At 75.6% G+C, this 24,343-nt stretch carries 23 protein-coding genes; 19 read left to right on the top strand and 4 right to left on the bottom strand.

Going from position 1 to position 24,343, the window contains the following annotated elements:
• The first annotated feature begins 84 nt into the window (after window positions 1–84).
• The 14 genes from C8054_RS31695 to C8054_RS09035 are packed head-to-tail and all read left to right on the top strand — an operon-like array spanning window position 85 to window position 15,514.
• Entirely contained in the window at window positions 85–1,254 is a 1,170-nt protein-coding gene (locus tag C8054_RS31695) for an acyl-CoA dehydrogenase family protein (protein WP_158273822.1), read from the top strand.
• Entirely contained in the window at window positions 1,254–2,318 is a 1,065-nt protein-coding gene (locus C8054_RS09095; protein WP_107156311.1) for an acyl-CoA dehydrogenase family protein, read from the top strand. Before C8054_RS31695 ends, C8054_RS09095 begins: the two co-directional genes overlap by 1 nt.
• Window positions 2,315–3,583 (top strand): MFS transporter, encoded by a 1,269-nt coding sequence (locus C8054_RS09090; protein WP_107156310.1) that lies wholly within the window; start codon window positions 2,315–2,317, stop codon window positions 3,581–3,583. Before C8054_RS09095 ends, C8054_RS09090 begins: the two co-directional genes overlap by 4 nt.
• A gap of 23 nt (window positions 3,584–3,606) precedes the next feature.
• Window positions 3,607–3,777, top strand: a complete 171-nt coding sequence (locus C8054_RS09085; RefSeq protein ID WP_107156309.1) for a lysine biosynthesis protein LysW — start codon at window positions 3,607–3,609, stop codon at window positions 3,775–3,777.
• On the top strand, window positions 3,770–4,618 hold the full coding sequence (lysX, locus tag C8054_RS09080; protein WP_107156308.1) for a lysine biosynthesis protein LysX: 849 nt from the start codon (window positions 3,770–3,772) through the stop codon (window positions 4,616–4,618). The genes C8054_RS09085 and lysX overlap by 8 nt, the downstream gene beginning before the upstream one ends.
• Window positions 4,618–5,640 (top strand): N-acetyl-gamma-glutamyl-phosphate reductase, encoded by a 1,023-nt coding sequence (gene argC / locus C8054_RS09075; RefSeq protein ID WP_233219548.1) that lies wholly within the window; start codon window positions 4,618–4,620, stop codon window positions 5,638–5,640. The genes lysX and argC overlap by 1 nt, the downstream gene beginning before the upstream one ends.
• Window positions 5,637–6,488, top strand: a complete 852-nt coding sequence (gene argB, locus C8054_RS09070) for an acetylglutamate kinase (RefSeq protein WP_199199627.1) — start codon at window positions 5,637–5,639, stop codon at window positions 6,486–6,488. Before argC ends, argB begins: the two co-directional genes overlap by 4 nt.
• A complete protein-coding gene (locus tag C8054_RS09065) occupies window positions 6,485–7,561 on the top strand; it encodes a [LysW]-lysine hydrolase (RefSeq protein WP_107156306.1) in 1,077 nt (358 codons plus the stop codon). Before argB ends, C8054_RS09065 begins: the two co-directional genes overlap by 4 nt.
• Complete coding sequence (locus C8054_RS09060) at window positions 7,558–8,406, top strand: GNAT family N-acetyltransferase (protein ID WP_107156305.1); 849 nt, start codon at window positions 7,558–7,560, stop codon at window positions 8,404–8,406. Before C8054_RS09065 ends, C8054_RS09060 begins: the two co-directional genes overlap by 4 nt.
• Complete coding sequence (locus C8054_RS09055) at window positions 8,403–8,999, top strand: hypothetical protein (RefSeq protein ID WP_107156304.1); 597 nt, start codon at window positions 8,403–8,405, stop codon at window positions 8,997–8,999. The genes C8054_RS09060 and C8054_RS09055 overlap by 4 nt, the downstream gene beginning before the upstream one ends.
• Window positions 8,990–10,009 (top strand): BtrH N-terminal domain-containing protein, encoded by a 1,020-nt coding sequence (locus C8054_RS09050; protein ID WP_107156303.1) that lies wholly within the window; start codon window positions 8,990–8,992, stop codon window positions 10,007–10,009. The genes C8054_RS09055 and C8054_RS09050 overlap by 10 nt, the downstream gene beginning before the upstream one ends.
• On the top strand, window positions 9,990–11,339 hold the full coding sequence (locus C8054_RS09045) for a DegT/DnrJ/EryC1/StrS aminotransferase family protein (protein ID WP_107156302.1): 1,350 nt from the start codon (window positions 9,990–9,992) through the stop codon (window positions 11,337–11,339). Before C8054_RS09050 ends, C8054_RS09045 begins: the two co-directional genes overlap by 20 nt.
• Complete coding sequence (gene gntD, locus C8054_RS09040; RefSeq protein ID WP_107156301.1) at window positions 11,336–12,409, top strand: guanitoxin biosynthesis L-enduracididine beta-hydroxylase GntD; 1,074 nt, start codon at window positions 11,336–11,338, stop codon at window positions 12,407–12,409. The genes C8054_RS09045 and gntD overlap by 4 nt, the downstream gene beginning before the upstream one ends.
• 12 nt (window positions 12,410–12,421) lie before the next feature.
• Window positions 12,422–15,514, top strand: coding sequence for a non-ribosomal peptide synthetase (locus tag C8054_RS09035; RefSeq protein ID WP_107156300.1), 3,093 nt, complete (start codon window positions 12,422–12,424; stop codon window positions 15,512–15,514).
• Between the two features lie 42 nt (window positions 15,515–15,556).
• Here the strand turns inward: C8054_RS09035 and C8054_RS09030 are convergent, their stop codons facing one another.
• Window positions 15,557–17,029, bottom strand: a complete 1,473-nt coding sequence (locus C8054_RS09030; RefSeq protein ID WP_199199625.1) for an amino acid adenylation domain-containing protein — start codon at window positions 17,027–17,029, stop codon at window positions 15,557–15,559.
• A 130-nt stretch (window positions 17,030–17,159) separates the two neighbouring features.
• Between C8054_RS09030 and C8054_RS09025 the strand changes: the two genes are divergently transcribed.
• Window positions 17,160–17,900, top strand: a complete 741-nt coding sequence (locus tag C8054_RS09025; protein ID WP_107156298.1) for a sulfotransferase family protein — start codon at window positions 17,160–17,162, stop codon at window positions 17,898–17,900.
• A 48-nt stretch (window positions 17,901–17,948) separates the two neighbouring features.
• On the opposite strand, the gene C8054_RS09020 is transcribed toward C8054_RS09025, so the two are convergent.
• The 3 genes from C8054_RS09020 to C8054_RS31955 form a co-directional block, all read right to left on the bottom strand.
• Entirely contained in the window at window positions 17,949–18,836 is an 888-nt protein-coding gene (locus C8054_RS09020) for a LysR family transcriptional regulator (protein WP_158273821.1), read from the bottom strand.
• A 172-nt stretch (window positions 18,837–19,008) separates the two neighbouring features.
• On the bottom strand, window positions 19,009–20,142 hold the full coding sequence (locus C8054_RS09015) for a CdaR family transcriptional regulator (protein WP_107156296.1): 1,134 nt from the start codon (window positions 20,140–20,142) through the stop codon (window positions 19,009–19,011).
• Window positions 20,139–20,879, bottom strand: coding sequence for a CdaR family transcriptional regulator (locus C8054_RS31955; protein WP_158273820.1), 741 nt, complete (start codon window positions 20,877–20,879; stop codon window positions 20,139–20,141). The genes C8054_RS09015 and C8054_RS31955 overlap by 4 nt, the downstream gene beginning before the upstream one ends.
• 24 nt (window positions 20,880–20,903) lie before the next feature.
• Between C8054_RS31955 and C8054_RS31950 the strand changes: the two genes are divergently transcribed.
• From C8054_RS31950 to C8054_RS08995, 4 genes are all read left to right on the top strand, one after another.
• Window positions 20,904–21,242: a hypothetical protein gene (locus tag C8054_RS31950; RefSeq protein WP_158273819.1), complete on the top strand. Its 339-nt coding sequence runs from the start codon at window positions 20,904–20,906 to the stop codon at window positions 21,240–21,242.
• Window positions 21,243–21,497: 255 nt separating this feature from the next.
• Window positions 21,498–22,415, top strand: coding sequence for a hypothetical protein (locus C8054_RS09005; RefSeq protein WP_107156294.1), 918 nt, complete (start codon window positions 21,498–21,500; stop codon window positions 22,413–22,415).
• On the top strand, window positions 22,412–23,329 hold the full coding sequence (locus C8054_RS09000) for a hypothetical protein (RefSeq protein ID WP_146179892.1): 918 nt from the start codon (window positions 22,412–22,414) through the stop codon (window positions 23,327–23,329). The genes C8054_RS09005 and C8054_RS09000 overlap by 4 nt, the downstream gene beginning before the upstream one ends.
• A gap of 55 nt (window positions 23,330–23,384) precedes the next feature.
• On the top strand, window positions 23,385–24,224 hold the full coding sequence (locus C8054_RS08995) for a helix-turn-helix domain-containing protein (RefSeq protein WP_107156292.1): 840 nt from the start codon (window positions 23,385–23,387) through the stop codon (window positions 24,222–24,224).
• Window positions 24,225–24,343 lie beyond the last annotated feature (119 nt).

The following is a 24,343-nucleotide window of genomic DNA, read 5'->3' as shown; positions in this document are numbered from 1 at the left end:
ACGAACCTAGATAGTCATTTTCGTCGCCATGTTGTCAAGCCCAACGCGAATCAGCGGGCGAAGCATTCGATGAGCGAGGAGTCCATGGAATTCCGAATAGACGCGGCCCAGCGGAACTTCCGCGACGAGGTGTGCCGGCTGCTGCGCTCGGAACGGTCGGCGAAGATCATCGGCAGCACCGGCCGGTTCGCCGACGGCGGTGACGCGCTGGCCTGGGAGCTCTACCAGGACCTGGGCGAGCGAGGGTGGCTCGCCGCCAACTGGCCGGAGCACCTCGGCGGCGTCGACCGGACCGTCCTCGACGCGGCGGCGGTCACCGAGGAGTTGCACTGGCACGGCGTGCACGACACCCTGCACGTGGTCACGGTGGACTTCGTCGGCTACTTCCTGCTGCTCGCCGGCACGCCGGAGCAGCGCGAGCGCCACCTGCCGGCGATGGCGGCCGGCCGCTCCTTCGCCTGCACCCTGCACAGCGAGCCGGAGGCGGGCTCCGACCTGGCCGCCCTGCGCACCACGGCGGTGCCGCAGCCCGACGGCGGTTTCCTGCTGACCGGCACCAAGCTGTGGAGCCTGTGGACCGACCGCTGCGACGTGGCGCTGTGTTCGGCCCGCGTGCCCACGCCCGGGGTGGAGCCGACCGGCGCTGACGGCATCACGCTGTTCCTGGTGTCGATGTCGGCCCCGGGCGTGCTGGTCGACCCCGTCGCGACCACCGCCGACGAGCAGTTCGCCGAGGTGCGGCTGCGCGACGTGCGCGTCGACGCCGCCGACGTGGTCGGGCAGGTCGGGCACGGCTGGGCGCTGCTCACCTCCGTGCTGGCCATCGAACGCACCGGCCTGGAGCAGTCCGCCAAGATCCGTCACTGGCTCGACGTGGTGGTCGCGCACGCCCGCGCCACCGGCGCGCTGGCCGACCCGGCGGTCGCCGACACCGTCGCCGCCCTCGACGCGGAGGTGGAGGCGGCCCGGTTGATGAGCTGGCGCTGCCTGAGCGACCTCCACCACGGCGCCCTCGACCCGGCCTACTCGGCCATGGCCAAGTACGTCGCCAGCGAACTGGCCGAACGCATCGCCGACCTGGCCGCCGACCTGGCCGGGGCGGACGTGGCCGTGCCCCGGTCGGCGGGCGCCACCGACGGCGGCTTCGCCGAGTGGATCCGCCGGGAGGCGCCCGGGGTGAGCATCTCGGCCGGCACCTCGGAGATGATGTTGCAGATCGTCGCGGCGTCCCGCGGCACGGGCGCGGTGGCGTGATGGACCTGACCGACACCGAGCGGGAACGCCGGCGGGCCCGCGCCCGGCAGGCGGTGCTGGCCCGGGCGGGCCACGAACCCGACACCTCGCCGCGCTACGCCGCGAGCGCGCGGTGGCGGCTGCTCGCCGCCGCGGGACTGCTTGATCCGAGTGACCCGGTCCCGGTCGACGCGCCCGGCGCGGAGGCGGTCGGCGCGGCCCTGCCGGGCTCACCGTACCTGGACGTGCTGTTCGCCGTGGACCTGCTGTCCGCCGCCGGGGACGAGCGGGCGGCGGCCCGGGTGCGGGCCGGCGTCGCCGGAGCGGCGGTGGCCGTCGACGAACGGCTCGCCGCCACGCCGGGCACCACCACCGGCACCGTCACCGTCGACGACACCCTGACCGGGCTGCTGCGCCACGTCCGCCACGCCGACCGGGCCGACCTGCTGGTCGTGGTCACGCCGGGCCGCGACGGCGCGGCGCGGATCGCCACCGTGCCCACGTGCGCGGCCGGGCTCACCGTGCCCGGCGGCCCGGCCGCCGAGGTGCGCCTGACCGCCGTGGCGGCCCGGCAGCGCGCGCTCGCCCCGTCCACCTGGCCGCGGCTGCTCGCCGCCGCCCGGGTCCGGCTCGCCGCGTACCTCGTCGGCATCGCCGAGACCGCCGTCGTCACCGCCGAACGGCACGCCGCCCGCCGTCGCCAGTTCGGCGCCCCGCTGGCCTCCTTCCAGGCGGTGTCCTTCCCCCTCGCCGCGGCGGCGGCGCGCACCGAGGGCGCCCGGATGCTCAGCCGGTACGCCGCCTCGACGGTGCACCGGGACCTGCCCGGGCACGAGGTGCAGCGGATCGCCGCCCAGGCGCTCGCCACCGCCGCACGGGTGGCCCGGACCGCGACCGCGCTCGCGTTGCACGTCCACGGCTCGGTCGGCCTCACCGACCGGGCGGACGTCGCCGACCTGCACCGCCACGTCCACGTGGACGCGCTGCGGCTGGGCACCCCGCGCGGCCTCGACCGGCTGGCCGGCGCGGCGTTGGCTGCGCACGACGGGCTCCCCCACCGCTTCTTCGGGGCGGATGACCGATGACCTGGGACGGATGGCAGCGACTGCGCCGGCCGCTGCGGCGCCCCGAGTTCCGGGTGCTGTGGTTCGGCGAGGTCAGCGCCGTGCTCGCCGGGGCCGCGCAACTGGCCGTGCTGTCCTGGCTCACCCTGGAACTGACCGGCTCGGGCCTCGCCCTCGGCGTCACGCTGCTCGTTGGCGGGCTCCCCCGGCTGGTGCTGATCCTGCTCGGCGGCGCGCTGACCGACCGGTTCGACCCGCGCTGGGTGATGGTGGCGTCCTACGGCGTCCGGGCCTCGGTCACCGCACTGCTCGCCGTGCCGGTGGCGCTGGGCACGGTGCAGCTGTGGCACATCCTGCTGGCCCGGTTGCTCTCCGGCGCGGTCGACGCGCTGTTCCTGCCCGCCGTGTCGACGATGGTGCCGTTGAGCGTGGAGCCCGACGAGGTCACCGCCGCCAACAGCGCCCACCGGACGGTCTTCAGCATCGGCACCATCGTCGGGCCGGCCGTCGCCGGGGTGTTCATCGGTGGGCTGGGCAGCCTGCCGCCGCTGCTGCTGTGCGCGGCGCTGTTCGCGGTGGCGGCGCTGCTGGCGCTACGGGTACGCCCCCGCCGGCCGAGGGAGGTCCCCCCGGCCAGCACCGGGCTGCTGCGCGCGGTCGCCGCCGGCAGCGGCTACGTCTGGCGCACCGGCGAGATCCGGGTGCTGGTCGTCCTGCTGCTGGTGCTCAACCTGGCGCTGACCGGGCCGATGAACGTGGGGGTGCCGGGCCTGGCCCGGGAGGTCTACGACAGCCCGCAGATGATGGGCTGGCTGTTCGCCGCCTTCGGTGTCGGCACCCTGGTCGGCAGCATGGCCGCCGGTGTCCTGCCCGCCGCGCCCCGCCCGGGGGTGCGCCTGGCGCTGCTCGGCGGGCTCAACGGCGCCGCCGTCATCGGCATCGGGATCGCCCCGGGCGCCCTCACCGGGCTCGCCTTCGCCACCACCGTCGGCGTCACCGGCGGCCTCGCCGCCGTACTCACCGCCGCCGCCCTCCAGTCCGCCGCCGCGCCGGAGTACCTCGGCCGGGTCATGTCCTGGTACGCGCTCACCGGCTACGGCACGGCACCCCTGTCCGCACTGCTCACCGGCGTCCTGCTCGATGTGTCGGCGGCCACCGCGTTCGTGGTCTGCGGTCTGCTCGCGCTCGCCGCCTCGGTCGCGAGCGCCGCCACGCCGGCGCTGCGCGGCGTACGCAGACGCGAGGAAGCCCCGACGGTGACCGCCCAGCGATCGACCGCACCCTGACCCTACCCACCCAAGGAGGAGACATGTCCACAGTCGCCTGCCCGGACTGCGCGGCCAGCGTGCCGGTGCCCGGGGAAGCCCTGGTCAGCGAGATCCTCGTCTGTCGCGAGTGCGACAGCGAACTGGAGGTGGTCGGCGTCGACCCGCCGTTGCTGGCGCGGGCGCCCGAGGTGGAGGAGGACTGGGGTGAGTGACGTCGACGTCGTGCTGGTCGCCTCGCGGATCCGGGCCGAGGAGCGCGCGCTGCTGGAGGCGCTGCGCGGCCGGGGCGTGCGGCACCACGTGCTGGACCCCCGCGAGCTGATCATCGAACCGACCCAGTCGCCGATCGTGGACGGCGTCGCCCTGATCCGGGAGATCTCGCTGACCTCGGCCCGCTACACCGCCCGCGCCCTGGAGGCGACCGGCTCCGTCACCGTGAACAACTCGTCGGTCATCGAGATGTGTGGCGACAAGGCGCTCACCGCGCTGGCCTTCGCCCGGCACGGCGTCGCCACCCCCCGTACCCTGGTGACCCTCTCCGAGCCCGCCGCCGTGCAGGCGTGCGACGAGATCGGCTACCCGGCCGTGATCAAACCGGTGGTCGGCTCGTGGGGCCGGCTCGTGGCCCGGGTGCCCGACCAGGAGACCGCCACGAACCTCCTGGAGCACCGCAGCCAACTGCCCGGCCCCCAGCACCGGGTGACCTGCGTGCAGGACTGGGTCGACAAGCCCGGCCGCGACATCCGGGTCCTGATCGTCGGGGACCAGCCGGTGGCCGCCATGTACCGCCGCTCGGAGCACTGGCGCACCAACGCCGCGCTCGGCGCCGAACCCGCGCCGTGCCGGCTCACCCCGGATCTCGCCAAGCTCGCCACCGACGCCGCCCGCGCGGTCGGCAGCGGGGTGCTCGGGGTGGACGTCGTGGAGGACAACGATGGCCGGCTCATGGCGCTGGAGGTCAACCACGGCACCGAGTTCCGGGCCCTCCAGTCGGTGACCGACGTCGATCTCGCCGACGCCATCGTCGAGCACGTGCTGGGGCTGGTCGAGTGATGCGGGCGACGGTGCTCGGGGCGGGCGGCTTCATCGGGGGTGAACTCGTGCGCCTGCTCCTCGACCACCCCCACCTCGACCTCGCCCAGGTGACCTCGACCCGGTTCGCCGGCCGGCCGGTCACCCGCACCAACCCGAACCTGCGCGGGCTGACCGACCTGACCTTCGTCGCGCACGACGAGATCGACGACTGCGACGTGCTGTTCTGCGCCGCCCCGCACCGCACCGCGATGTCGGTGCTGCCCGGCCTGCTCGGCCGGGCCAAGCAGGTGGTCGACCTCAGCGGGGACTTCCGGCTGCGCGACGGGGACCGCTACCGGGACCACTACGGGGTGGCGCACGGCGCGCCGGAACTGCTGGACACGTTCACCCCGGCGGTGCCGGAGCTGTACCGGGACCGGCTGCGCACCGCCGACCGGATGAGCGTGCCCGGCTGCATGGCGACCGCGGCGATCCTCGGGCTCGCCCCGCTGGCCGAGGCGGGACTGATCGACGGCACGGTGCTTGTCGACGCGCGCACCGGGTCGTCCGGCTCCGGGGCGAGCGCGTCGGACGCCGGCCACCATCCGGTCCGCAGCGGCGCCATGCGGGTCTTCGCGCCGGCCGGGCACCGGCACGAGGCGGAGATAGCCCAGGTGGTGGGCGTGCCGGTGGAGATGACCGCCACCGGTGTCGAGGCGGTGCGCGGCGTGCAGGTGGTGTGCCGGGTGCCGCTGGCCGGCCGGCCCGACGACCGGGCCGTGCGCGCGGTCTACCGGGACTTCTACCGGGACAGCCCGTTCGTCCGGGTGGTCGCCCAGCGCACCGGCGCGGTCCGCCTCCCGGAGCCGAAGATCCTCACCGGCACCAACCGCTGCGACGTCGGCTTCGCGCTGCGCCCCGACGGCGGACGGGCGACCGTCGTGGCGGCGCTGGACAACCTGGTCAAGGGCGGGGCCGGCGCCGCGGTGCAGGCGCTCAACGTCCGGCACGGTTGGCCCGAGACGACCGGGCTGGGTTTCCCCGGCCTGTTCCCGGTGTGACCGCCGTGCGTCCGCTCGTCGTCGTCAAGTCCGGGGGCAACGCCGGAGTGGACCCGGTCGGCATCTGCGCCGACGCCGCGGCCCTCACCGCCACCCACCGGGTGGTGCTCGTGCACGGCGGATCCGCCGCCACCGAGGCGCTGGCGGCGCAACTCGGCGTGCCGCAGCGCTTCCACACCTCGGCGTCGGGGGTGCGGTTCCGGCACACCGACGCCGCCAGCCTGGACGTGCTCACCATGGCGATGGTCGGGCGGGTCAAGCCGACGCTGGTGACCGAACTCGACCGGCACGGAGTTCCCGCGGTCGGGTTGACCGGACTCGACGGCGGGCTGCTGCGCGCCGCGCTCAAACGCGACCAGGTCGCGGTCGTCGCCGGTCGCCGGATGCTGCTGCGGGGCGGGCGCGGTGGGCGGATCACCGAGGTCCGCGCCGATCTGCTGCACCGTCTGCTCGCCGGCGGCTACCTGCCGGTGGTCTCACCCCCGGCGCTCGGCGCGGACGGCGCGCCGGTGAACGTCAACGCGGACCGGGTGGCCGGCGCCCTCGCCGCCACCCTGCGCGCCACCGCGCTCGTGCTGCTGACCGGCGCCCCCGGCGTGCTCGCCCGCCCGGAGGACACCGAACCGCTGCCCGAGGTCCTGCTGCCGCCGGGCGACGGGGCGGTCACGCTGCCCGGCGTACGCGTGGAGGGCGGCATGGGCCTGAAGCTGATCGCGGCGCGCGAGGCGCTCCGCGGCGGGGTCGCCACCGTGCTGGTGGCCCACGGCGGCGTCGACCGCCCGGTGCGGCGGGCGCTCGACGGCGCCGGCACCCGGGTCCGCCTCGCCCACCCGGAGGTGACCGCGTGAGCCCCGACATCGACCCGGTCGGCCTGCTGCACGGCATGCTCGCGATCCCGTCCCCCTCCGGCGCGGAGACCACCCTGGCCTGGTTCCTGCGCGACCAGATGCACGCCGCCGGCCTGTCCGCGCGGGTGGACGACGTGGGCAACCTGGTGCTGCGTACCGGGACCGGCGAGGGTCCCACCGTCCTGCTGCTCGGACACCTGGACACCGTCCGCGACGAGATCGCCGGCCCGGTGCCGGTGCGCCGCCAGCACGGCGTGCTGCACGGCCGGGGCGCGGTGGACGCCAAGTCGCCGCTGGCGGCGATGCTCTGCGCGGCCGCCGCCCGGCGCGCGTTCCCGGGCACGCTGCTGGTGGTCGGCGCGGTCGGCGAGGAGACCGAGGAGTCCCCCGGCGCGTGGCACCTGACCCGCACGCTCGCGGCGCCGCAGGTGGTCGTCATCGGCGAGCCCAGCGGCTGGTCCGGCATCACCCTGGGCTACAAGGGACAGCTGATGGTCGAGTACGAGGTGACCTGCCCGTCGGCGCACTCGGCCCACCCGGGGGCCAAGGCGGCGCACCTGGCGGGCGAGTTCTGGCAGGCGGTGGCGGAGCGGTTCCCCGCCGTCGACCCCGGCGAGGGGCTGTTCCACCACACCACCGCGACGTTGCTGCGGGCCAGCGGCACGATCACCCACGCGCGGCTGCGGGTGGACCTGCGCACCGCCCCGGGCACCGACCCGGACGGCCTGCTCGCGTGGCTGACCGAGCGGGCCCACCCGGGCAAGGTCCGCGCCACGAGCAGCGTGCCGGCCGTGGTGGGCCGGCGGTCCACCCCGCTGGCGCGGGCGTTCGCCGCCGCGGTGCGGGAACACGGCGGCACCCCGACGTTCAAGGTGAAGACCGGCACCTCGGACATGAACGTGGTGGCCGGGAGCTGGCCGGTGCCCATGGTGGCGTACGGGCCCGGCGACAGCTCGCTCGACCACGCCCCGAACGAGCAGGTCTCCGAGCGGGAGTACCTGCGCGGGATCCAGGTGCTCGGCAGCGCGCTGGACGCGCTGCCGGGCCTGCTCGACACCGGCGGTGGCCGATGACCCTCACCCTCACCCCCGCCCCGGGCACCGCCGCGTGCGTGACGCTGGTCGCGGAGCTGACCCGGGCCGCGTACACCGGCTCCGATCCGGTCGACGGGCTGCCGGTCCCCGACGGCGCGCGGGACACCGCGGCGTCGGTGGCGGCGCAGGTCGACGCCGGTTGCCGGCTGTGGCTGGCCCGGCTCGACGGGCGCCCGGTCGGCGCGTTGCGCAGCAGGCCCGTCCCCGACGCGGTGTCGCCGACGCACCGCGTCGAGCGGATCAGCGTCCTGCCGGCCTGGCGTGGCCGGGCGGTCGCCGCCCGGGCGCTCGCCCTGCTGGAGGACGCGCTGGCGGCCGAGGGGATCCACCGCACCGAGGTGCACGCGGTGGTCGAACGGGGCCTGGCCCCGGTCTATCCCCCGCTGGGCTACCTGCCGGTCGCGCACTGGCCCAGCCCGGACAAGCCGTTGAGCGAGGTCACCCTGCGCCGCGAGCTGCGGCAGCCGCGTACCCCGGCGGTGGCCCGACCCGCCCGGGAGCCGGCGATCGGCTGGCCGGTGTCCTGGTTCGCCGGCCCGGCGGGCTTCCCGACACTGGCGGTCTGCACCGGGCGGGGACCGGTGGCGACGCGAACGGCGGCGCACCGCCGGCTCGCCCGGGCGGTGGCGGGCGACGCCGCCTGGCGCGGGGTGGACGTGTGGCCGGTGGACCCGGCCCCGCTGCTGACCGCTCCCGTCCGGGCCGCCGCGGTGGCGCTCTGGCCCGCCGCGCCGGCCACCGTCCGGGCCCATCTGATGCCCCGGGACCTGCACCCCGACGCGCTCGCGCTGTGGCGCAGGATCAGGAAGGAGACGACAGGATGACAGTGGCCGCCGGCACCGGACGGCATCGCGTGCTCGACCTCACCGACCACCTCGACTCCACCGGTTTCACCCGACCCGACGCGACCGACGCCGGGGCGCTCAACATCTGGGGCAACACCTTCGCCACCGGGGACCTGCCCGCCGGGCATCCCCACTGGCTGGTCGACGGCGTCCCGTTCCGCACCGCCGAGGCCGGCGGCCCGGACCACCTGCGCTGCCGCGGGCAGTACCTGGAGGTGCCGATCGGCCGCTACGACTGGCTGCACCTGCTCGCCACCGCGGAGCGGCGCACCGAGGACCCGGTGCTGCTGCACTTCGCCGACGGCGCGGTCGACCCGGAGTGGCTGCGGGTGTCCGACCTGTGGCCGGGCGGGCAGGCGCACTTCGGTGAGGCGCCGGCCCTGCGCGGCTCGCGGCTGCACTACCCGCGGCACGTACAGGCCGACATGCGCCCCACGCTGTGGGCCCAGCGGGTCGCGGTGCCCCGGCGGGCGCCGCTGGTGGGCCTGCGACTGCCGGAGAACCCGGCCCTGCACGTGTTCGCCGTCACCCTCGAACGTCCGCCCGAGTCGCCGGAGGCGTCATGCGCGTAACGCTGGACGGGTACGAGCCCTGGTGGTTCGAGCTCGGAAACTGTCTGCACTCGTCCGTGGCCGCGGTGCTGCGGGCACGGGGCGTCGCACCGCTGCCGGTGCTCGGCGCCCACTGGGGCTTCCGCTACCGGCTGGGCGACGCCCGGCGGGAGGAGTACTACCTTCCGCTGCCGCGCTGCCGGTCGCTGGTCGGCGCCCTGCTCCCCTACCATCCGGTCCGCTCCACCTGGCACGAGCCCGACGACGAACAGCAGGCGTGGGAGCAGATCCGCGAGCAGATCCGCGGCGGCGGCGCGGCGGTGGTGGCGGTGGACAACTTCCACCTGCCGTTCCGCCCCGCCTACCACGACGTGCACTCCAACCACCTGGTGGTGGTGCACGGCTTCGACGACAGCACCAACCAGGCGCTCGTCCTCGACGCCGTGCCGCCGGTGTTCCACGACTGGCTGGACCTCAAGCACCTCGACGCCGCCCGCGGCTCCACGAACGTCGGCGTGCACCAGCGGGACATGTTCTTCGCCGACGTCCCGGTCGGCCGTCGCTGGTTCGACATCGCCGTCGACGGCCCGATCCGCGACGACCCGGCCCGGGACGTACCGGAGTCGTTGCGGCGCAACGTGGCCGGCTTCGCCGCCGAGGACCCGTTCGGCGAGCAGGTGGGCATCGCCGGGCTGTCGGCCTTCCTGGCCGACTCGGCCGACCGGCACGAGGCCGGGGTCGCCGGTGTGGTGGACGAACTCTTCACCGTCGCCGGCCCGCACCTGGCTTCCACCGCGCTGCACGCCGCCTACCTGCGCCGGGCCGGCCGGGCGCGGGAGGAGCCGCGCTGGCGGGAACTCGCCCGGCGCGTCGACCGGGTGGCCCACCACTGGTCCGCGCTGCGGATCACCGCCGCGGCGGCGCGGGGCGAACCCGGGCAGGCGCCGCTGCTGCGCAGACGTGCCCGAGCCCTCGTGTCCGACCTGACGATCGCCGTGGAGGAGTGCGCCGATGTCGCCCGCGCCCAGTGACCTGGCCATGTTGGGTGGCGCACCGGCGGTCCCGCGCGGGCTGCCAGCGCCCCGCTGGCCGGTGGTGACCGACGCCGACGAGGCCGCGGTCCTCGATGTCCTGCGCGACGGCGCGCTGACGTCGGTGGGCAGGGGCGACAACGAGGTCGCCCGGCTGGAACGGGAGTGGGCCGCCTACTGCGGGGTCGGGCACGCGGTGGCCACCAGCAACGGCACCACCGCGCTCGCGCTGGCACTGGCGGCCCTCGGGGTGGGGCCGGGCGACGAGGTCGTCGTCCCCGCGTTGAGCTTCGTCGCGTCCGCGCTCGCCCCGACGCACGTCGGCGCGGTGCCGGTCTTCGCCGACATCGACCCGGAGCACTACCTGGTCGACCCGGCGGCGGTACGGGCCGCGGTGACCCCCCGCACCGCGGCGATCATGCCGGTCCACCTGCACGGCCTGCCCGCCGACATGGCCGAGCTGACGGCCGTGGCCGGCGGGCACGGGCTCGCCGTGGTCGAGGACGCCGCCCAGGCGCACGGCGCCCGCTACCGGGACACCCCCGTGGGCGGGCTGGGCGACCTGGGGGTGTTCAGCCTGAACGCCAGCAAGAACCTGCCCACCTGCGGCGAGGGCGGCCTGATCACCACCGACCGGCCGGAGCTGGGCCGGCGGGCGTTGCTGCTGCGACAGTTCGGGGAGGACCTGAACACCGACGAGCGCGCCTACGTGTCGGCGACCGCCGGGTTCAACGCGAAGCTCAGCGCCGTCCAGGCGGCCTTCACCCGCTCGCAACTGGCCCGCTTCGAGGCGACGGCGGCCGGCCGCGAACGGGCGGTGCGCCGGTTCCTCGACCGGCTGGGTGCCCTGCCCGGGCTCGTGCCGCCGCGCGCGCTCGCCGACCGTACGCACGCCTGGCACCTGCTCCGGTTCCGGATCGACCCGGCCGCCGCCGGTCTGGACGTGCCGGCGCCGCGACTGCGGGCCGCCCTGCAACGGGCCCTGCGGGCCGAGGGCGTGCCGGTGGGCCCCTACCAGGTCGCGCCGCTGCCGGCGCAGCCCCTGTTCGCCGACGGCGGCGGATGGCGTCCCGCGTTTCCGCCGGTGCCGGTGCTGGACCCGGCCGCCACGCCGGTGGCGGCCCGAACGATCGAGGAGACGTTCGTGTTGCAGAAGGTGCATCTCGACCCGGGCAACGACGGGTTGCTCGACCGCTACGCCACCGCGGCCGAGAAGGTGTGGGAACACCTGACGGTGCTCGCCGAATACGCCGACCGCATGGAGTACCGGCCGCCCTGGGCGCGGCCGGCGGGCCGGCGCGTCCGGCCGGTCGCGGAGGGGGCCCGATGACCGCCGCGACGACCGCGCCGGGGCCGGGCACGTCCACCGCCCCGTACGTGGTGCGCCTGTCGGCACGGGACGTCACCGCCGTCGACGCGCTGCTCGACGAGCTGACCCGCCGCCACGACTCGGTGGAACGCGACGAGGTGCTGGACAGCGCCGCCGTGTGGGCCGCCGAGCTGCCCCGGGGCCTGCGCGCCGGGCTGCGGGAGTTCCGCCTCGCCGAGCCGGCGGGCGTGTGCCTGGTCCGCGGCTACCCGCTCGACCAGGCGGCGATCGGCCCCACGCCACGGCACTGGCGGGACCTGCCCGACGTGCGGAGCACCCGGCGCGAGGAGCTGTTCCTGCTGCTGTGCGCCAGCCTGCTCGGTGAGCCGTTCGGGTGGGCCAGCACCCAGCGGGCCCGGGTGGTGCAGGACGTGCTGCCGATCGCCGGCGACGAGAACGCTCAGCTCGGCTCCTCCAGCGAGACGGAGCTGACCTGGCACGTCGAGGACGGGTTCCACCCTTACCGGCCGGACCACGTCGGGCTGATGTGCCTGCGCAATCCCGACGCGGTGCCGACCACTTACGCCGGGGTGCGGGACCTGCCGCTGCACGAGCTGCCGGTGCGGGTGCTGCGCGAGCCCCGGTTCGTCATCCGGCCCGACGAGTCGCACGTGCTCGACCCGGACGACCCGGACCTGCGCGACAGGGCGCCCCGGTCGCTGCTCGAACGCTCCCGGGACCGGCTCGCCCGGCTGCACGCCGCACCCACCCCGGTGCCGGTGCTGTTCGGGGACCCCGACGAGCCGTACCTGCTGATCAACTCCTACTACATGCGGGCGGTGCCGGGCGACGAGGAGGCGGCGGCGGCCCTGGCCCGGGTCGTCGACCTGCTGGGCCGGCGGATGGTCGGGGTCCCCCTGGCCCCCGGCGACGTCTGCTTCCTGGACAACTACCAGGTGGTGCACGGCCGGGCCGCCTTCACCGCCCGGTTCGACGGCAGCGACCGCTGGCTCAAGCGGGTCAACGTCACCAGCGACCTGCGCAAGTCCCGGGACAGCCGCACCAGCGCGCGCTCCCGGATCGTGTACTGAGAGGAGGCTGCTGTGCGGACCGCGACCACCCCCGCCGTCCCGACCGGCACCGGCCCGGGATACCCGCGCGGCGACACGCTGACCGCGCTCGTCGACCGCTGGGTGCGGGACACCCCGACGGCGCTCGCGCTCGTCGACGGCGACGTGCGGCTCGACTACGCCGACCTCGACCGCGCCGCCGAGGTGACCGCCGGGCTGCTGCACCGTCACGGCGTCCGTGCCGGGCACCGGGTGCCGGTGCTGCTGCCCCGCAGCGCCGCCTTCGTGGTGACCGCGCTGGCGGTGATGCGCCTGGGCGCGGCGTACGCCGGCGCGGACCGGCACTGGCCGGCGCCGCGACTGTGCCGGGTGCTCGACGTGCTCGACTGCCCGGTCGTGGTGGGTGACGACGTGCCCGCCGAGGTCCTCGGGCCGCACCGGCGGCTGGTACCGGTCCCGCAGCCGCCCGACGCGGCCCGGTCCACGCCGGACCCGCGGCCGCCGGTGCGTGTCCGAGGCACCGACGCGTGCGCGGTCACGTTCACGTCGGGGAGCACCGGGGAGCCCAAGTGCATCCCGCAACCGCACCGGGGCATCGTACGGATGGTCGACGTCACCCCGCTGCCGCCCGGCCCGGCACCGGTCAGCCTGCACAGTTGCGCGCTGCCCTGGGACCCGTCGCTGCTGGAGATCTGGAGCGCCCTCACCCGGGGCGGCACCTGCGTGGTGCTACGCGACCCCTACCTGACGCCGGACGGGCTGCGAGCCGTCACGCGGGCGCACGGGGTGGACACCATCGTCGCGCCGACGTCGGTGTTCCACCTGCTGGTCGACGAGGCCGTGGACTGCTTCGCCGGTCTGCGCACCGTGCAGGTCGGCGGCGAGGCGATGTCGCCGCTGCGTGCGGGACGGTTCCTCGCCGCGCACCCCGGCACCGTGCTGCTCAACCTCTACGGCCCGACCGAGTCGTCGGTGGTCACCACCGCCCGGCAGGTGACGCCGGAGGACTGCGCCGACGCCGAGGGGGTGCCGATCGGCGTCCCGATCGCGCACACCGGGGCGCACGTGCGCGCCGACGACCGCTGGTGCGGGCCGGACGAACCGGGTGAGCTGCTGATCAGCGGCGACGGGCTGGCGCACGGCTACCTCGGTGCGCCGGAGGCGGAGTCGGCCGTGTTCGTCGAGCTGGACCTGCCCGACGGGCGGCGGCACCGCGTCTACCGCACCGGCGACCTGGTGCGCAGGTCCGCCGACGGGGTCCTGCGCTACCTGGGCCGGCTCGACCGCCAGGTGAAGATCCGCGGATTCCGGGTCGAGCCGGCCGAGATCGAGCGGGCCGCCGCCACGCTCGACGGCGTCGCCTCCAGCGTGGTGGTGCCGCGACCGCACCCCGACGGCGGCTACCGGGACACCGTGCTCTGCTACGTCCCCCACGCCGGCGGCGGACCGGAGCCCGACGCGGTCCGCGCGCACCTGGCCGCGCAGTTGCCCGCGCACCTGGTGCCGGGCGCGGTGGTCGTGGTCGACCACTATCCGCTGACCCCGATCGGCAAGGTCGACGAGGCGGCGGTGCTGGCCCTCGCCGTCGCCCCCGTCCGCCCCGACGACGGCCCCGCGCTGGACGAGACCGGTGAACTGGTCGGCCGCATCGTCGCCGAGGTGCTCGCCCGGCCCGCCGCGCCGGCGGACGAGAGCCTGTTCGCCCTCGGCGCCACGTCGCTGGACGTGGCGCGGATCTGCGCCCGGCTCACCGACCGCACCGGGGTGACGCTCGCGCCGTCGCAGGCGATGCGCACCCCGACCGTACGCGGCCTGGCGGCCCAGCTCACCGACCCGGCACGGCGGACACCGCCGCCGTCCACCCCGGCGCCGCCGCGGCAGCCGACCCCCGAGGTGGCGCTGACCGGCGCCCAGACCGGGTTCGTCCTGCTGCACGACTGGGACCCCACCGATCCCGGGCCGCTGTGCCCGACGGTGTGGACGCTGACCGGCCCGCTCGACGCCGCCGCCCTCCGCGACGCCGTGGCCGACCTGCACCACCGGCACGACGCGCTGCGCCACGCGTACCGTCTGGTGGGCGGGCGCGGCGTCGCGGAGCCGGTCGACGCGCCGGCCCCCGAGCCGCGGCACCTTCCCCCGGCGGCGGACCTCGACGGCGCCCTCGCGGCCCTCACGCCGGCGCTCACCGCGCCGCTGGACCCGCCGAGCGGTGTGCTGTGGCGGGTGGTCCACGCCCCGTGCGGGGACGGGACCGCGCTGCTCGGTGTGTGCGTGCACCACGTCGCCTACGACGGCTGGTCGCACAGCGTCCTGGTCGACGAGCTGGGCGCCGCGTACGCGGCGCGGCGGCGCGGCGCGGCACCCGACTTCGACCGGCCGGTGCTGGACCTGCCCGGGCAGCTGGCCGCCATCGCCGGCCGCACCGCCGGCGCGGACCTGGACCGGCAACGCGCCGACGCCGCCCGGGCGCTGCGGGACCTCCCGGAGCTGCCGCTGCCCCGGCCGCCGGCCGGTCGGCGCCGCGACGTGCGGGCCGCGGTGCGCGAACTGCCGCCGGAGACGCCGGCCGCGGTGGGCCGGGCCGCGCGGGACGCGGGGGTGGCGCCGCTGGCGGTCTGGCTCTCGGCGTACGCGCGGACGCTGGCCGCGCTGACCGGCGCCACCGACTTCGGCGTCGGCATCCCGGTGGTGCACCGGACCGGGGCCGCCCTGGAGAACTGCGTCGGCTGCGCGATCGGAACGGTGTGCGTGCGGGTGCGGGGCGGCTCGGACGCGTCACTGCGGCACACCGGCGACGCCGTGCGGGCCGCGTTGTCCTGCCAGGACGTGCCGTTCGACGAGGTGGTGCGGTTGGTCAACCCGCGACGGACGGCCCGCCCGCCGCTCTACCAGACGGTGTTCGCGTTGCAGAACGTGCCGTACCGGGACCTTCGCCTGCCCGGCGTGACGGTCGAGCCGTACCTGACCCCGTTGGTGCCGCCGATGATGGAGCTGGAGACCGAGGTGCGGATCGCCGGGCGCCGGGCGCACGTGGTGGTCAACGGCCATCCCGACGCGGTCACCGGCGAGTTCGTCACCGACCTGGCCGAGCGGTTCGCGGCCGAGCTGACCGCCACCCGGCGCTGAGCGTGCCGGCCCGGCCGGAGGGCCGGGCCGGGCGGTGCCGGGTCAGCGGCGGGTCGCCGCGGGGGCGTCCAACGCGGCCCGGTCCACCTTGCCGCTGGCGGTCACCGGGAACGTCTCGTGGGCGAGGAACCGGGACGGAACCAGATGCGCCGGGAGCACCGCCGCGGTGTGGGCGCGCAGGTCCGCCGCCGAGGCGGGCATCCCCTCCGCGAGCTGCACGTGCGCCACGAGGATCCGGGCCTCGCCGCGGCTCGGCGCGGTCACCACGCACGCGTTGACCGCGGGGTGGCTGCGCACCGCCGCCGCCACCTCGCCGAGTTCCACCCGGTAGCCGCGAACCTGCACCTGGTCGTCCTGTCGCCCGAGGTGGTACAGCGTGCCGTCGGCGGCCCGGACGGCCCAGTCGCCGCTGCGGTACCGGTCCCCGCCGGGGAAACGCGTCGCGGTCAGCGCCGGGTTGCCGAGGTACCCGTACGCGACGCCGGCGCCGTGGACCACCATCTCGCCCGGCGTGCCGTCCGGCACCGGCCGCCGGTCCTCGTCGACGAGTTCGACGGCCAGGTGGGGCAGTGGCCGACCGATCGGGGTGGCCCCCGGCAGCGGGGGCACCTCGTCGCCGGTCAGGAACGTGTGCGTGACGTGCACAGTGGTCTCGGTGATGCCGTACATGTTGGAGACCCGGCAGCGCGGGGCGTGGCCCTGCCGCCGCCAGTCCGCGACGACGGCCAGGTCGGCGGGCTCCCCGCCGAGCACCAGGTGCCGCAGCGCCGGCAGGGTGCTCCCCTGCCGGCGGGCCGCGTCGACCAGGTAGCGGAACGGGGTGGGCACCTGGCTGCACACGGTGACCCGTTCCCGGTCCAGCAGCGCGAGCAGCCGCCCCGGGTCGTAGGCGGCGGCCTCGGGAACGATCACCGCCCGGCCGCCGTGCAGCAGCGCGCCCCAGATCTCCCAGACGCTGAAGTCGAAGCTCGTCGAGTGGAAGACGCTCCACACGTCCCGGTCGTCCACCTCGAAGATCGGTACGCAGGCAGCGAACAGGGCGAGCACCTGCCGGTGGCCGACCATCACCCCCTTGGGCTGCCCGGTGGAACCGGAGGTGTGGATGACGTACGCGGTGCCCGGCGGCAGGGCGCGCGGAGGCGGGCCGCCGTCCCGCGTCACCACGCGCAGGTCGGTCCCGTGCTGGGTCACCGAGTGGCGCACGGCGGTGTCGGCGAGCAGGAACGCCTGTCGGGCCTCGGGGTAGGCCGGGTCGACGGGCACGTAGGCGCAGCCGGCGCCGAGGATGCCGAGGATGCCGACGACGGCGTCCGGACCACGACCGACGCGCAGGGCCACCGGTTCGCCGGCGCCCACCCCCGCGGCCCGTAGCCGCGCGGTCAGCCGCGCGGCGCGGGCGGCCAGCTCGGCGTAGCTCGTCGTGGCCCCGTCGCCGCCGAGGGCGATCGCGTCCGGGTGTCGGCGGGCGGTGGCGGTGAACGTGTCGTGCAGGGTGTCCGCGTAACGAAGGTCCACGGTTCCATCCCACCAGCGCGGGTGCCGGCGCGGCAGGTTCCACGGCGAGGCTGGCGACATGTCGTCAGCCAACGGCGGCCCGCGACGCCGGGACCGCACACTGGACGCCACCGCAGGAGGGGAGTCCACAATGGGAGCGGAGCCCGACCAGAGGCTGATCGCGTTGTGGAGCGCGCCGCGCTGCCGGTCGACCGCGTTCTACCGGATGGTGGCCGAGCGAGGTGACCTGCGGGTGGTGCACGAGCCGTTCTCCTACCGGGCCGAGTTCGGCACGGTGGAGGTCGGTGGGCGCAGCGCGCGGACCGAACCCGAGGTCCTGGCCGCTCTGCGCGCGTTGGCCACCGGCGGGCGGGTGTTCTTCAAGGACACCACGGACGAGCGTTACCCGGCCGTGCTCGCCGACCGGGCGTTCCTCGCCACCGCCACGCACGTCTTCCTGATCCGGCACCCCGCCCGCACCATCGCCTCGTACCACGCGGTGAACCCGGAGGTGACGCTGGACCAGATCGGCTTCGGGCACCTGCGGGAGCTGCACGACGCGGTGGCCGCGGCCGGCGACCGGCCGCCGCTGGTCATCGACGCCGACGAGATGGTCGCCGACCCGGCGGCGGCCAGCGAGCTGTTCTGCGCCCGGGCCGGTCTGCCGTCCCGGCCGGATGCGTTGAGCTGGTCGGCGGGGCACCGCGCCGACTGGGCGCCGACCGAACGGTGGCACGCCGGGGTGGCGTCGAGCACCGGCTTCCACCGGCGCGACGGGGACTACGGCGACGTGGTGCGCACCGATGCCCGCCTGCGCGCCTACCTCGACCACCACGAGCCCCACTACCGGGCGTTGTACGAGCGACGGGCGCGGCTGGTCCGGCGGCGGTGACCGCGTCCCGGCCGCACCGTCGCGCGGCCGGTCCCGACGGTGGCCCGTTCAGGTGCTGACGCGGTCGACGAGTTGGTCGGCGAGGGCCTCGCACCGGGCGGCGGCGGCGCCGTCGCGCTGCCACCGCAGATAGGTCCGCAGGCTGAGGTCGTCCTCCACCGCGCGCCGGACCGTGCCGGTGGGGGTCGGGGCCCCGGCGACGGTGAGACCGACGGCGGTGCCGAACCGTTGCAGTGCGGCCGCCTCGTCGTAGGTGGCGAGCTGGTGCAGGAAACGGGGGGTGTAGCCGGCGACCGCGGCGACCGCGGCGGCGGCGCTGTCCGCCTCGTTCCGCGACGGTGGGGTGATCCACCGCTCGCCGGCGAGCTCCCGCAGGGTGAGCGCGCCCCGACGGGCGAGCCGGTGCTGGGAGCCCATGCTCACCTGGGCGGCGGTGGTGGTCATCGGCAGGGCGCGGATCGACGGGTCGGTGCTCGGGCCGGGGTCGGCGGTGCCCTCCCAGCGCGAGTGCACGAGCAGGTCGATCTCGCCGGTGCGTAGTCCCTCGGCGGCGGTGGCCGAGTCCGCCGTCCAGCGCACCGAGAGCAGGGCGGTGTCGACGCGGTCGAGCAGCGTCACCGTGGCGGGGGTGACGGTCCCCACCATGCCGACCCGCACGGTGGGCCGGTCGGCGGGCTCGACGGCCTCGGAGATCTCCTGGCAGGCCGATTCGAGCGACTCGGTGAGGTCGTCGACGCGCAGCAGGAACCGGCGTCCCAGTTCGGTGAGGGTGACGTTACGGGTGTCCCGGCGCAACAACTGGACGCCGAGGCCACGCTCCAACCTCTTGACCCGCGCCGACACCACGGGCTTGCTGATGTGCAGGCGTTGCGCTGCCCGGGTGAAGGACAGGTCGGTCGCCACCGCCCGGAACGTGACCAGGTCTTCCCACTGCATCCAAGACTCCCTTCCCGGCCCTACGTCTGCCGGTTGCACGCGGGAGGCCCTCCGTCGACTCACCTTTCGGAGGGGCCTCACTGACCGATCGGCTGATCCAGTATCAGCCGATCCATCAATTAGCATCCATCCGCAGATTGTTGGCACCGGCGCGGCGCATCTCGGCACTTGCTCAACGGCCGCGTCCGCCCGGCACGCCCAGGGCCCGGTCGAGGTGCAGGGCCGCCGAGAGCAGGCGGATCCCGAGCACACCGGTCGGCGCGATGCCGGTGAGCTCGTTGATCCGCTTCAACCGGTCGGTCAGCGTGCCGCGGTGGATGTGCAGCGCGGCGGCCGTGCTCCCCCGATCCAGGTCGTTGTCGAAGAGCACGACCAGCGTGCGCAGCAGCTGCGGTTCCGCGCGTAGCGGGGCGAGCCGGGCCCGCAGTTGCGCGACGAGGTCCTGGTCGTCCTCGTAGGAGAGTGCGAGCAGCAGCTCACCGCTGCGCCGCACCGGCCCGAGGTAGCGGCTCGACCGGGGCCGGCGGGCCCGTTCCGCCTCCAGCAACGCCGTCGGTATCTCCTCGACCCGGCGGGCGTGGGCGCAGCCGGCGGTCCGACCGACGACCAGCCCACCCAACTCGGAGACCAGGCCGGCGACCGATTGTTCCGCGCCGCGTCGCGCCCCGGCGGTGCCGTCCGCCAGCGGCAGCATCACCACCACGTAGTTGCCCGACGGCTCGTACCGGGCGTAGGCCTCGCCCCGGTCGGCCACGCCCAGCAGCCGCTCGACGACCTGCGGCCCGTCGCCGACCAGGCCCACCGACGCGACCAGGTAACCGCCGGGCGCGTCCCGCCGGTCCGGGGGCAACCGGCCGGCCAGCAGGTCCAACGCCCCGGCGCGGTGGTCCACGATGGCCCGCCGCCGGTTCGCCGGGTGGTAGACCTCGGCGAAGACGGCCCCGACGCGCCGGTGGATCCCGAGGATCCGCAGGGTGAGCCGCTGCGCCGCGTCCGCGTGCCCGGGCGGGCACCGGGTCCACACCTCGGCGAGCAGCGACTCGACGACGGTCCGGCTCGCCTCGACCAGACTGGCCAGCGGCACCAGCGCCCGCACGCAGTGCAGCGCCACCCTCGTCGCATGGCGGCGCAGGTGAGCCGTGATCGGATCGATCGCGGCGGCGGCCAGGAGCAGGACCGCGCGGAGCATCTCCGGATCCGTGCGGGACACGTCGGCCAGGAGTGGCACCCGCTCGCCGGCCCGCCGCAGCGCGAGGTGGTGGGCGGGGTCGACGCCGTGCCGTACCAGTCGGCGAAGGTCGGTCACGGCCGGGAGTCCTCCGCCTCGGCCGCCAGCGCGGCGGCGAGCACGGCAACGCCCCGGACCGAGAGCGGGTCCACGCCGGTCAGTTCCCGGATCCGGTTCAACCGGTACGTCAGCGTCTGCCGGTGCACCCCGAGCAGTTCCGCCGCGCGGGCCCGGTGCAGGTCGACCCGGTACAACGTCCGCAACGTCCGCCGCAGCTCGGTGCCGGCCCCGAGCGGGGTCAGGACCGCGCGCAGGCCGGCGGCGACCTCCGGCAGCCGCGCCACACCGCGGTCGACCGCCAGGTCCTCCGGGGCGTGCAGGACCTCCGCCAGGTCGGCGGCGACGGCGAACGGCCGCAGCCGCCGGGACTCGCGCACCGCGTCGGCCACCTGGCGCTGGGGGCGGAACACCCCGACGGCGGGCACGCCGACCATCGGCAGCAGCGCCCGCAGGGCGTCGCTGATCCGGCTGCGGGCCGCGTCGACACCTGCCGCCGCGCCGGTCACCGGGGTGAGCAGGACCAGCTCACCGCGATCGTGGTGCCAGAGCAGGTCCCGCCGGCCGCGCTCGGCGAGCGGGCCCACCACCTCGGGCACGCCCGGCAGCGCGGCCACGAGGTAGCCGTCGACCGGCTGAGGAAGACCGCAGGCGGCCGCGAGGTTCGGCGTCAGCGACCCGTCGAGCAACGCCCGGGCGACCTGCGCCGCGGCCGGCACACCGGACCGGACGGCCGACTCGTCGAGAAAGAGACCCAACAGTTCCGGGGAAAGATCCCGCCAATGTCGGCCGGCCCGATGGAGCGTTTTCACGAACGCGTCCGGTCTGGTCAGATCGGCATCGCGGCAGCGGATCGCCACCGCACGACTGGCGCACATTTCCTGACAACGGATGAATTCGGCCAGGGACAAACCTGCGGCGGCCAAAGCGCGGACCCCCGCACGGATGCGATCCACATCGGCAGGCGTCAGCGGGGTCGGGTCCATGGCGAGCAGGCGCATTCCCGTCGCCACGGCGGCCAGCAGATCTCGCCGCGCCGGCTCCGGGAGCTGGGCGATTGCCGCGATCTCACCGGCGACGGCGGCGGTGACCCGCGCACTCGAAGCAAAAGTGGGATGTGACATCCCTGATTGCGACCCTCGGCCCGACAACCATTCCGGCACGGCACACTCCCGCATGTCCGCGTGACACCTGGCGACATCGGGTCACGAGTCCGGTGTCAGTTAACCCGGCACGCACGGCGAACGAAGGCACAACGGTGCCAGTGGCAGAGACCTGCCGGAAACCGGGCCGGACCGAACGATGTCGACGCAGGTCAACCACGTATGTCGAATGACCGCTTGCACAGGCGCGAGAACGGCACTCATAGTTGGTGCGTGAGGGGTGACGAGGGAACCGGATCGGCGCCCGTCTTCGACGTCTCGCCGTCCGCCGAGGTCTGGTACGAAGCCCTCCTGGGCAGCACTGTCCACCTCGACCCGCCGGCCGAGCCCGTCGACCTCCTCGACGCGGGGCTGATCGACCCGGCGACCGGGCGGCCCCGGGACACCGGCCAGGCGGTGACCGCGGCCCGGATGCGCGCGGCGGCCGCCGTCCGCGGTGCGCAGACAACGGTACTGGAGGCGTTCGCGCGGTCGGTACGGCCAGCAGCCGACGAGCCCGTCCTCGTCCGGCGGGTCCATCCCTCCCACGCGGTACGCGTCGCCGTCGCCCGCAGCCACCACGCCCGGCGGCAGGTGCGGTTGATGGACGGCCCGCCCGGCGCACCGACGACCGCGGCGCGGATCCGTATGATCACCCGCCTGCCGGTCGGCCGGTTCCGCGTCCTGCACCGGGGTCGCCATCCGTTCGCGGGAACCCGGTCGTCGTCGGGCCTGGCGGCGCCCGCCCGGTTCGGCAGCCCCTCCCCGATCCGTTTTCTGCTCCTCGACGATCCCGTTCCGACCGCCTGGCTGTGGCACGAGCCGCCGGTCGCGCCGGCGTCCGCGCGGTCGTCCACCGGGCCGGACCCGGCAGCGGAGATGCTCTGCACGACCTCCGCGCCGGTCCTGCGGATGCTGCGGACGCTGTTCGACAAGCGCTGGGAGGAGGCCGCGGGCACCCCGGCCCGGCGAGGCCGCACGACCGACGAGGACGTCCTGGCCGCGCTCGCCGTGCATCCCAGCGACGACGACGCCGCCCTCGCACTGGGCATCTCGGTACGCACGTTCGCCCGGCGGGTCCACGACCTGATGCGCCTGCACGGCTGCGCGACCCGGTTCCAGCTCGCGCTGACCGTGGGCGGAACGCCGTGACCCATTCCGTGGAACACGCCCTGCGGGTGCTCGGCGTCTCCGGCGCGGCGGCGCGCAGCTATCCCGCGCTGCTCGACCGGCACCGGATCCCGCTCGACGAGGTCGACCCGGAGCAGCGCGGCGCCCTGACGGAGCTGGTGGACGCCGGCCTGGCCGTCGAGTCCGGTGGCGTCGTCACCCCACGCAATCCCACCGCGTCGGTGAAGGTGCTGGTCGACGAGCGGCTCGCCGGCATCGACCGGGCCGCGCGACGCCTCACCGACCTCTACGAGCAGTTCGGGCGGGCCCCCGGGCCGGGCGAGCACGGCGTGGAGCTGGTCGACACCGCGACGGCGTCGACCCGCCTGCGCGCCGCCGTCCGCCGCGCCGGCCGGCACGTCCGGGTCCTCGACAACGAGCCCTTCGTGGACCTCGAACCGGCCCCCGTGCCGATCTCCGTGGTGCACACCGCCCAGTCGTTCGGGCGGCGGTACCGGGCGTTCGCGCCGTGGCAGGCCGGCAGCGCGCACGACGGCCGGGCCCGCCGGTTCGAGGGCCGGCTGCTGGACACGCTGCCGATCCGGCTGCACCTGGTGGACGACGAGACGGGCTTCGTGGCCGGCCCGGCGGGCGCGTTCGTCGTCACCGGGCGGACGCCGGTGCTCGACGCCCTGACGAACGTGTTCCTGGTCTGCTGGAACCTGGCCGCGCCGGTGTCGGCGGACGCGCCGGAGGACCCCCGGGCCCCGCTGCGCGCCACCGACCGGCGGCTGCTGCTGATGCTCAACGGCGGCCTGTCCGACGACGCGATCTGCGACGCCCTGGGGATGGGCCGACGCACGCTGTACCGACGTCTCGGTGTGCTGCGGGCGAAGACCGGGGCCCGCAACCGCTTCCAACTGGCCACCCGGGCGGTACGCGAGGGATGGATCTGATGTCGCCGCGCGCCTCCCCGCCAGGGCACGGCCCGTCCCGCCGGACGAGCCACCGGTGACCGTGACCGCCGGCCGGGACGCACCGGAGCCGCCCGCCGTCGACCGGCCGACGCCCGGACCGGCGCGGCACCCGGAGGCGATCGCCGCGGTGCGGCTGGCACAGCGGCGGGCCACCGACGCGGTCACGGTGGCGGGCCGCACGGTGCTCGACGCCTTCGACGCGTTCGCCGCCACCGAGGAGCGGGCGCGGCAACCCACCACACCGGTCTCGCCGACCGAGATGCTCGGCATGCTCTCGCCCGGCAGGGGCACCCACCTGCGGGTGCTGGAGGCCACCCCGTACGACCCGACGTGCGGCGACCACCGGCTGGAGATGAAGCTGCACCTGCTGGCCGGCGGTACCCGGGTCGATGCCCTCTACGCCGGCACCGCGCTCGACGAGCAGCGGCTGCGCGCCGAGATCCGGCCGCTGCGCGCCGCCGGCGCACGGGTCCGCACGCTGCCCACGCTGCCGGCCACCGTACTGATCTTCGACGAGGTCGCGTTCCTGGTCCATCCGGACAACGACCGTGGCGGCGGACCGACCCGCGGGGTGCAGGCACTGTGGCCGGGGCCGCTGCACTCCGCCGTCGACGACCTCTTTCAGGCGCTCTGGCGCCGCTCGGCGGTCGTGCGCGATCCCCATCTCGGGCCGGAGGAGCCGGCCCCGGAGACCGTCCTGCTGCTGCGCCTGCTCGCCGAGGGGTTGTCCGACCAGAAGGTGGCCGCACGGCTGGGCATCTCACCGCGTACGCTGCACCGGCGGCTGCACCGGCTCATGGCGGTGACCGGCACCACCACCCGGTTCCAGCTCGGGCTCCAGGTGGCCCGCCTCGGGTGGCTCACCACCACGTGACCGCCGCGCGGCGGGCCCGACGCGGCCGATCGCGAACAGTGGGGTCGTACTGTTCGTCAATCCCGGCCGCCGATCATCCGAGCGACGACTACCGTCGATGGCAGGAACGGTTCGGTCGA

It is taken from the genome of Micromonospora sp. RP3T (assembly GCF_003027925.1).
In the GTDB taxonomy this organism is placed as follows: domain Bacteria; phylum Actinomycetota; class Actinomycetes; order Mycobacteriales; family Micromonosporaceae; genus Micromonospora.
This window is presented reverse-complemented; position numbering and strand designations above follow the sequence as displayed.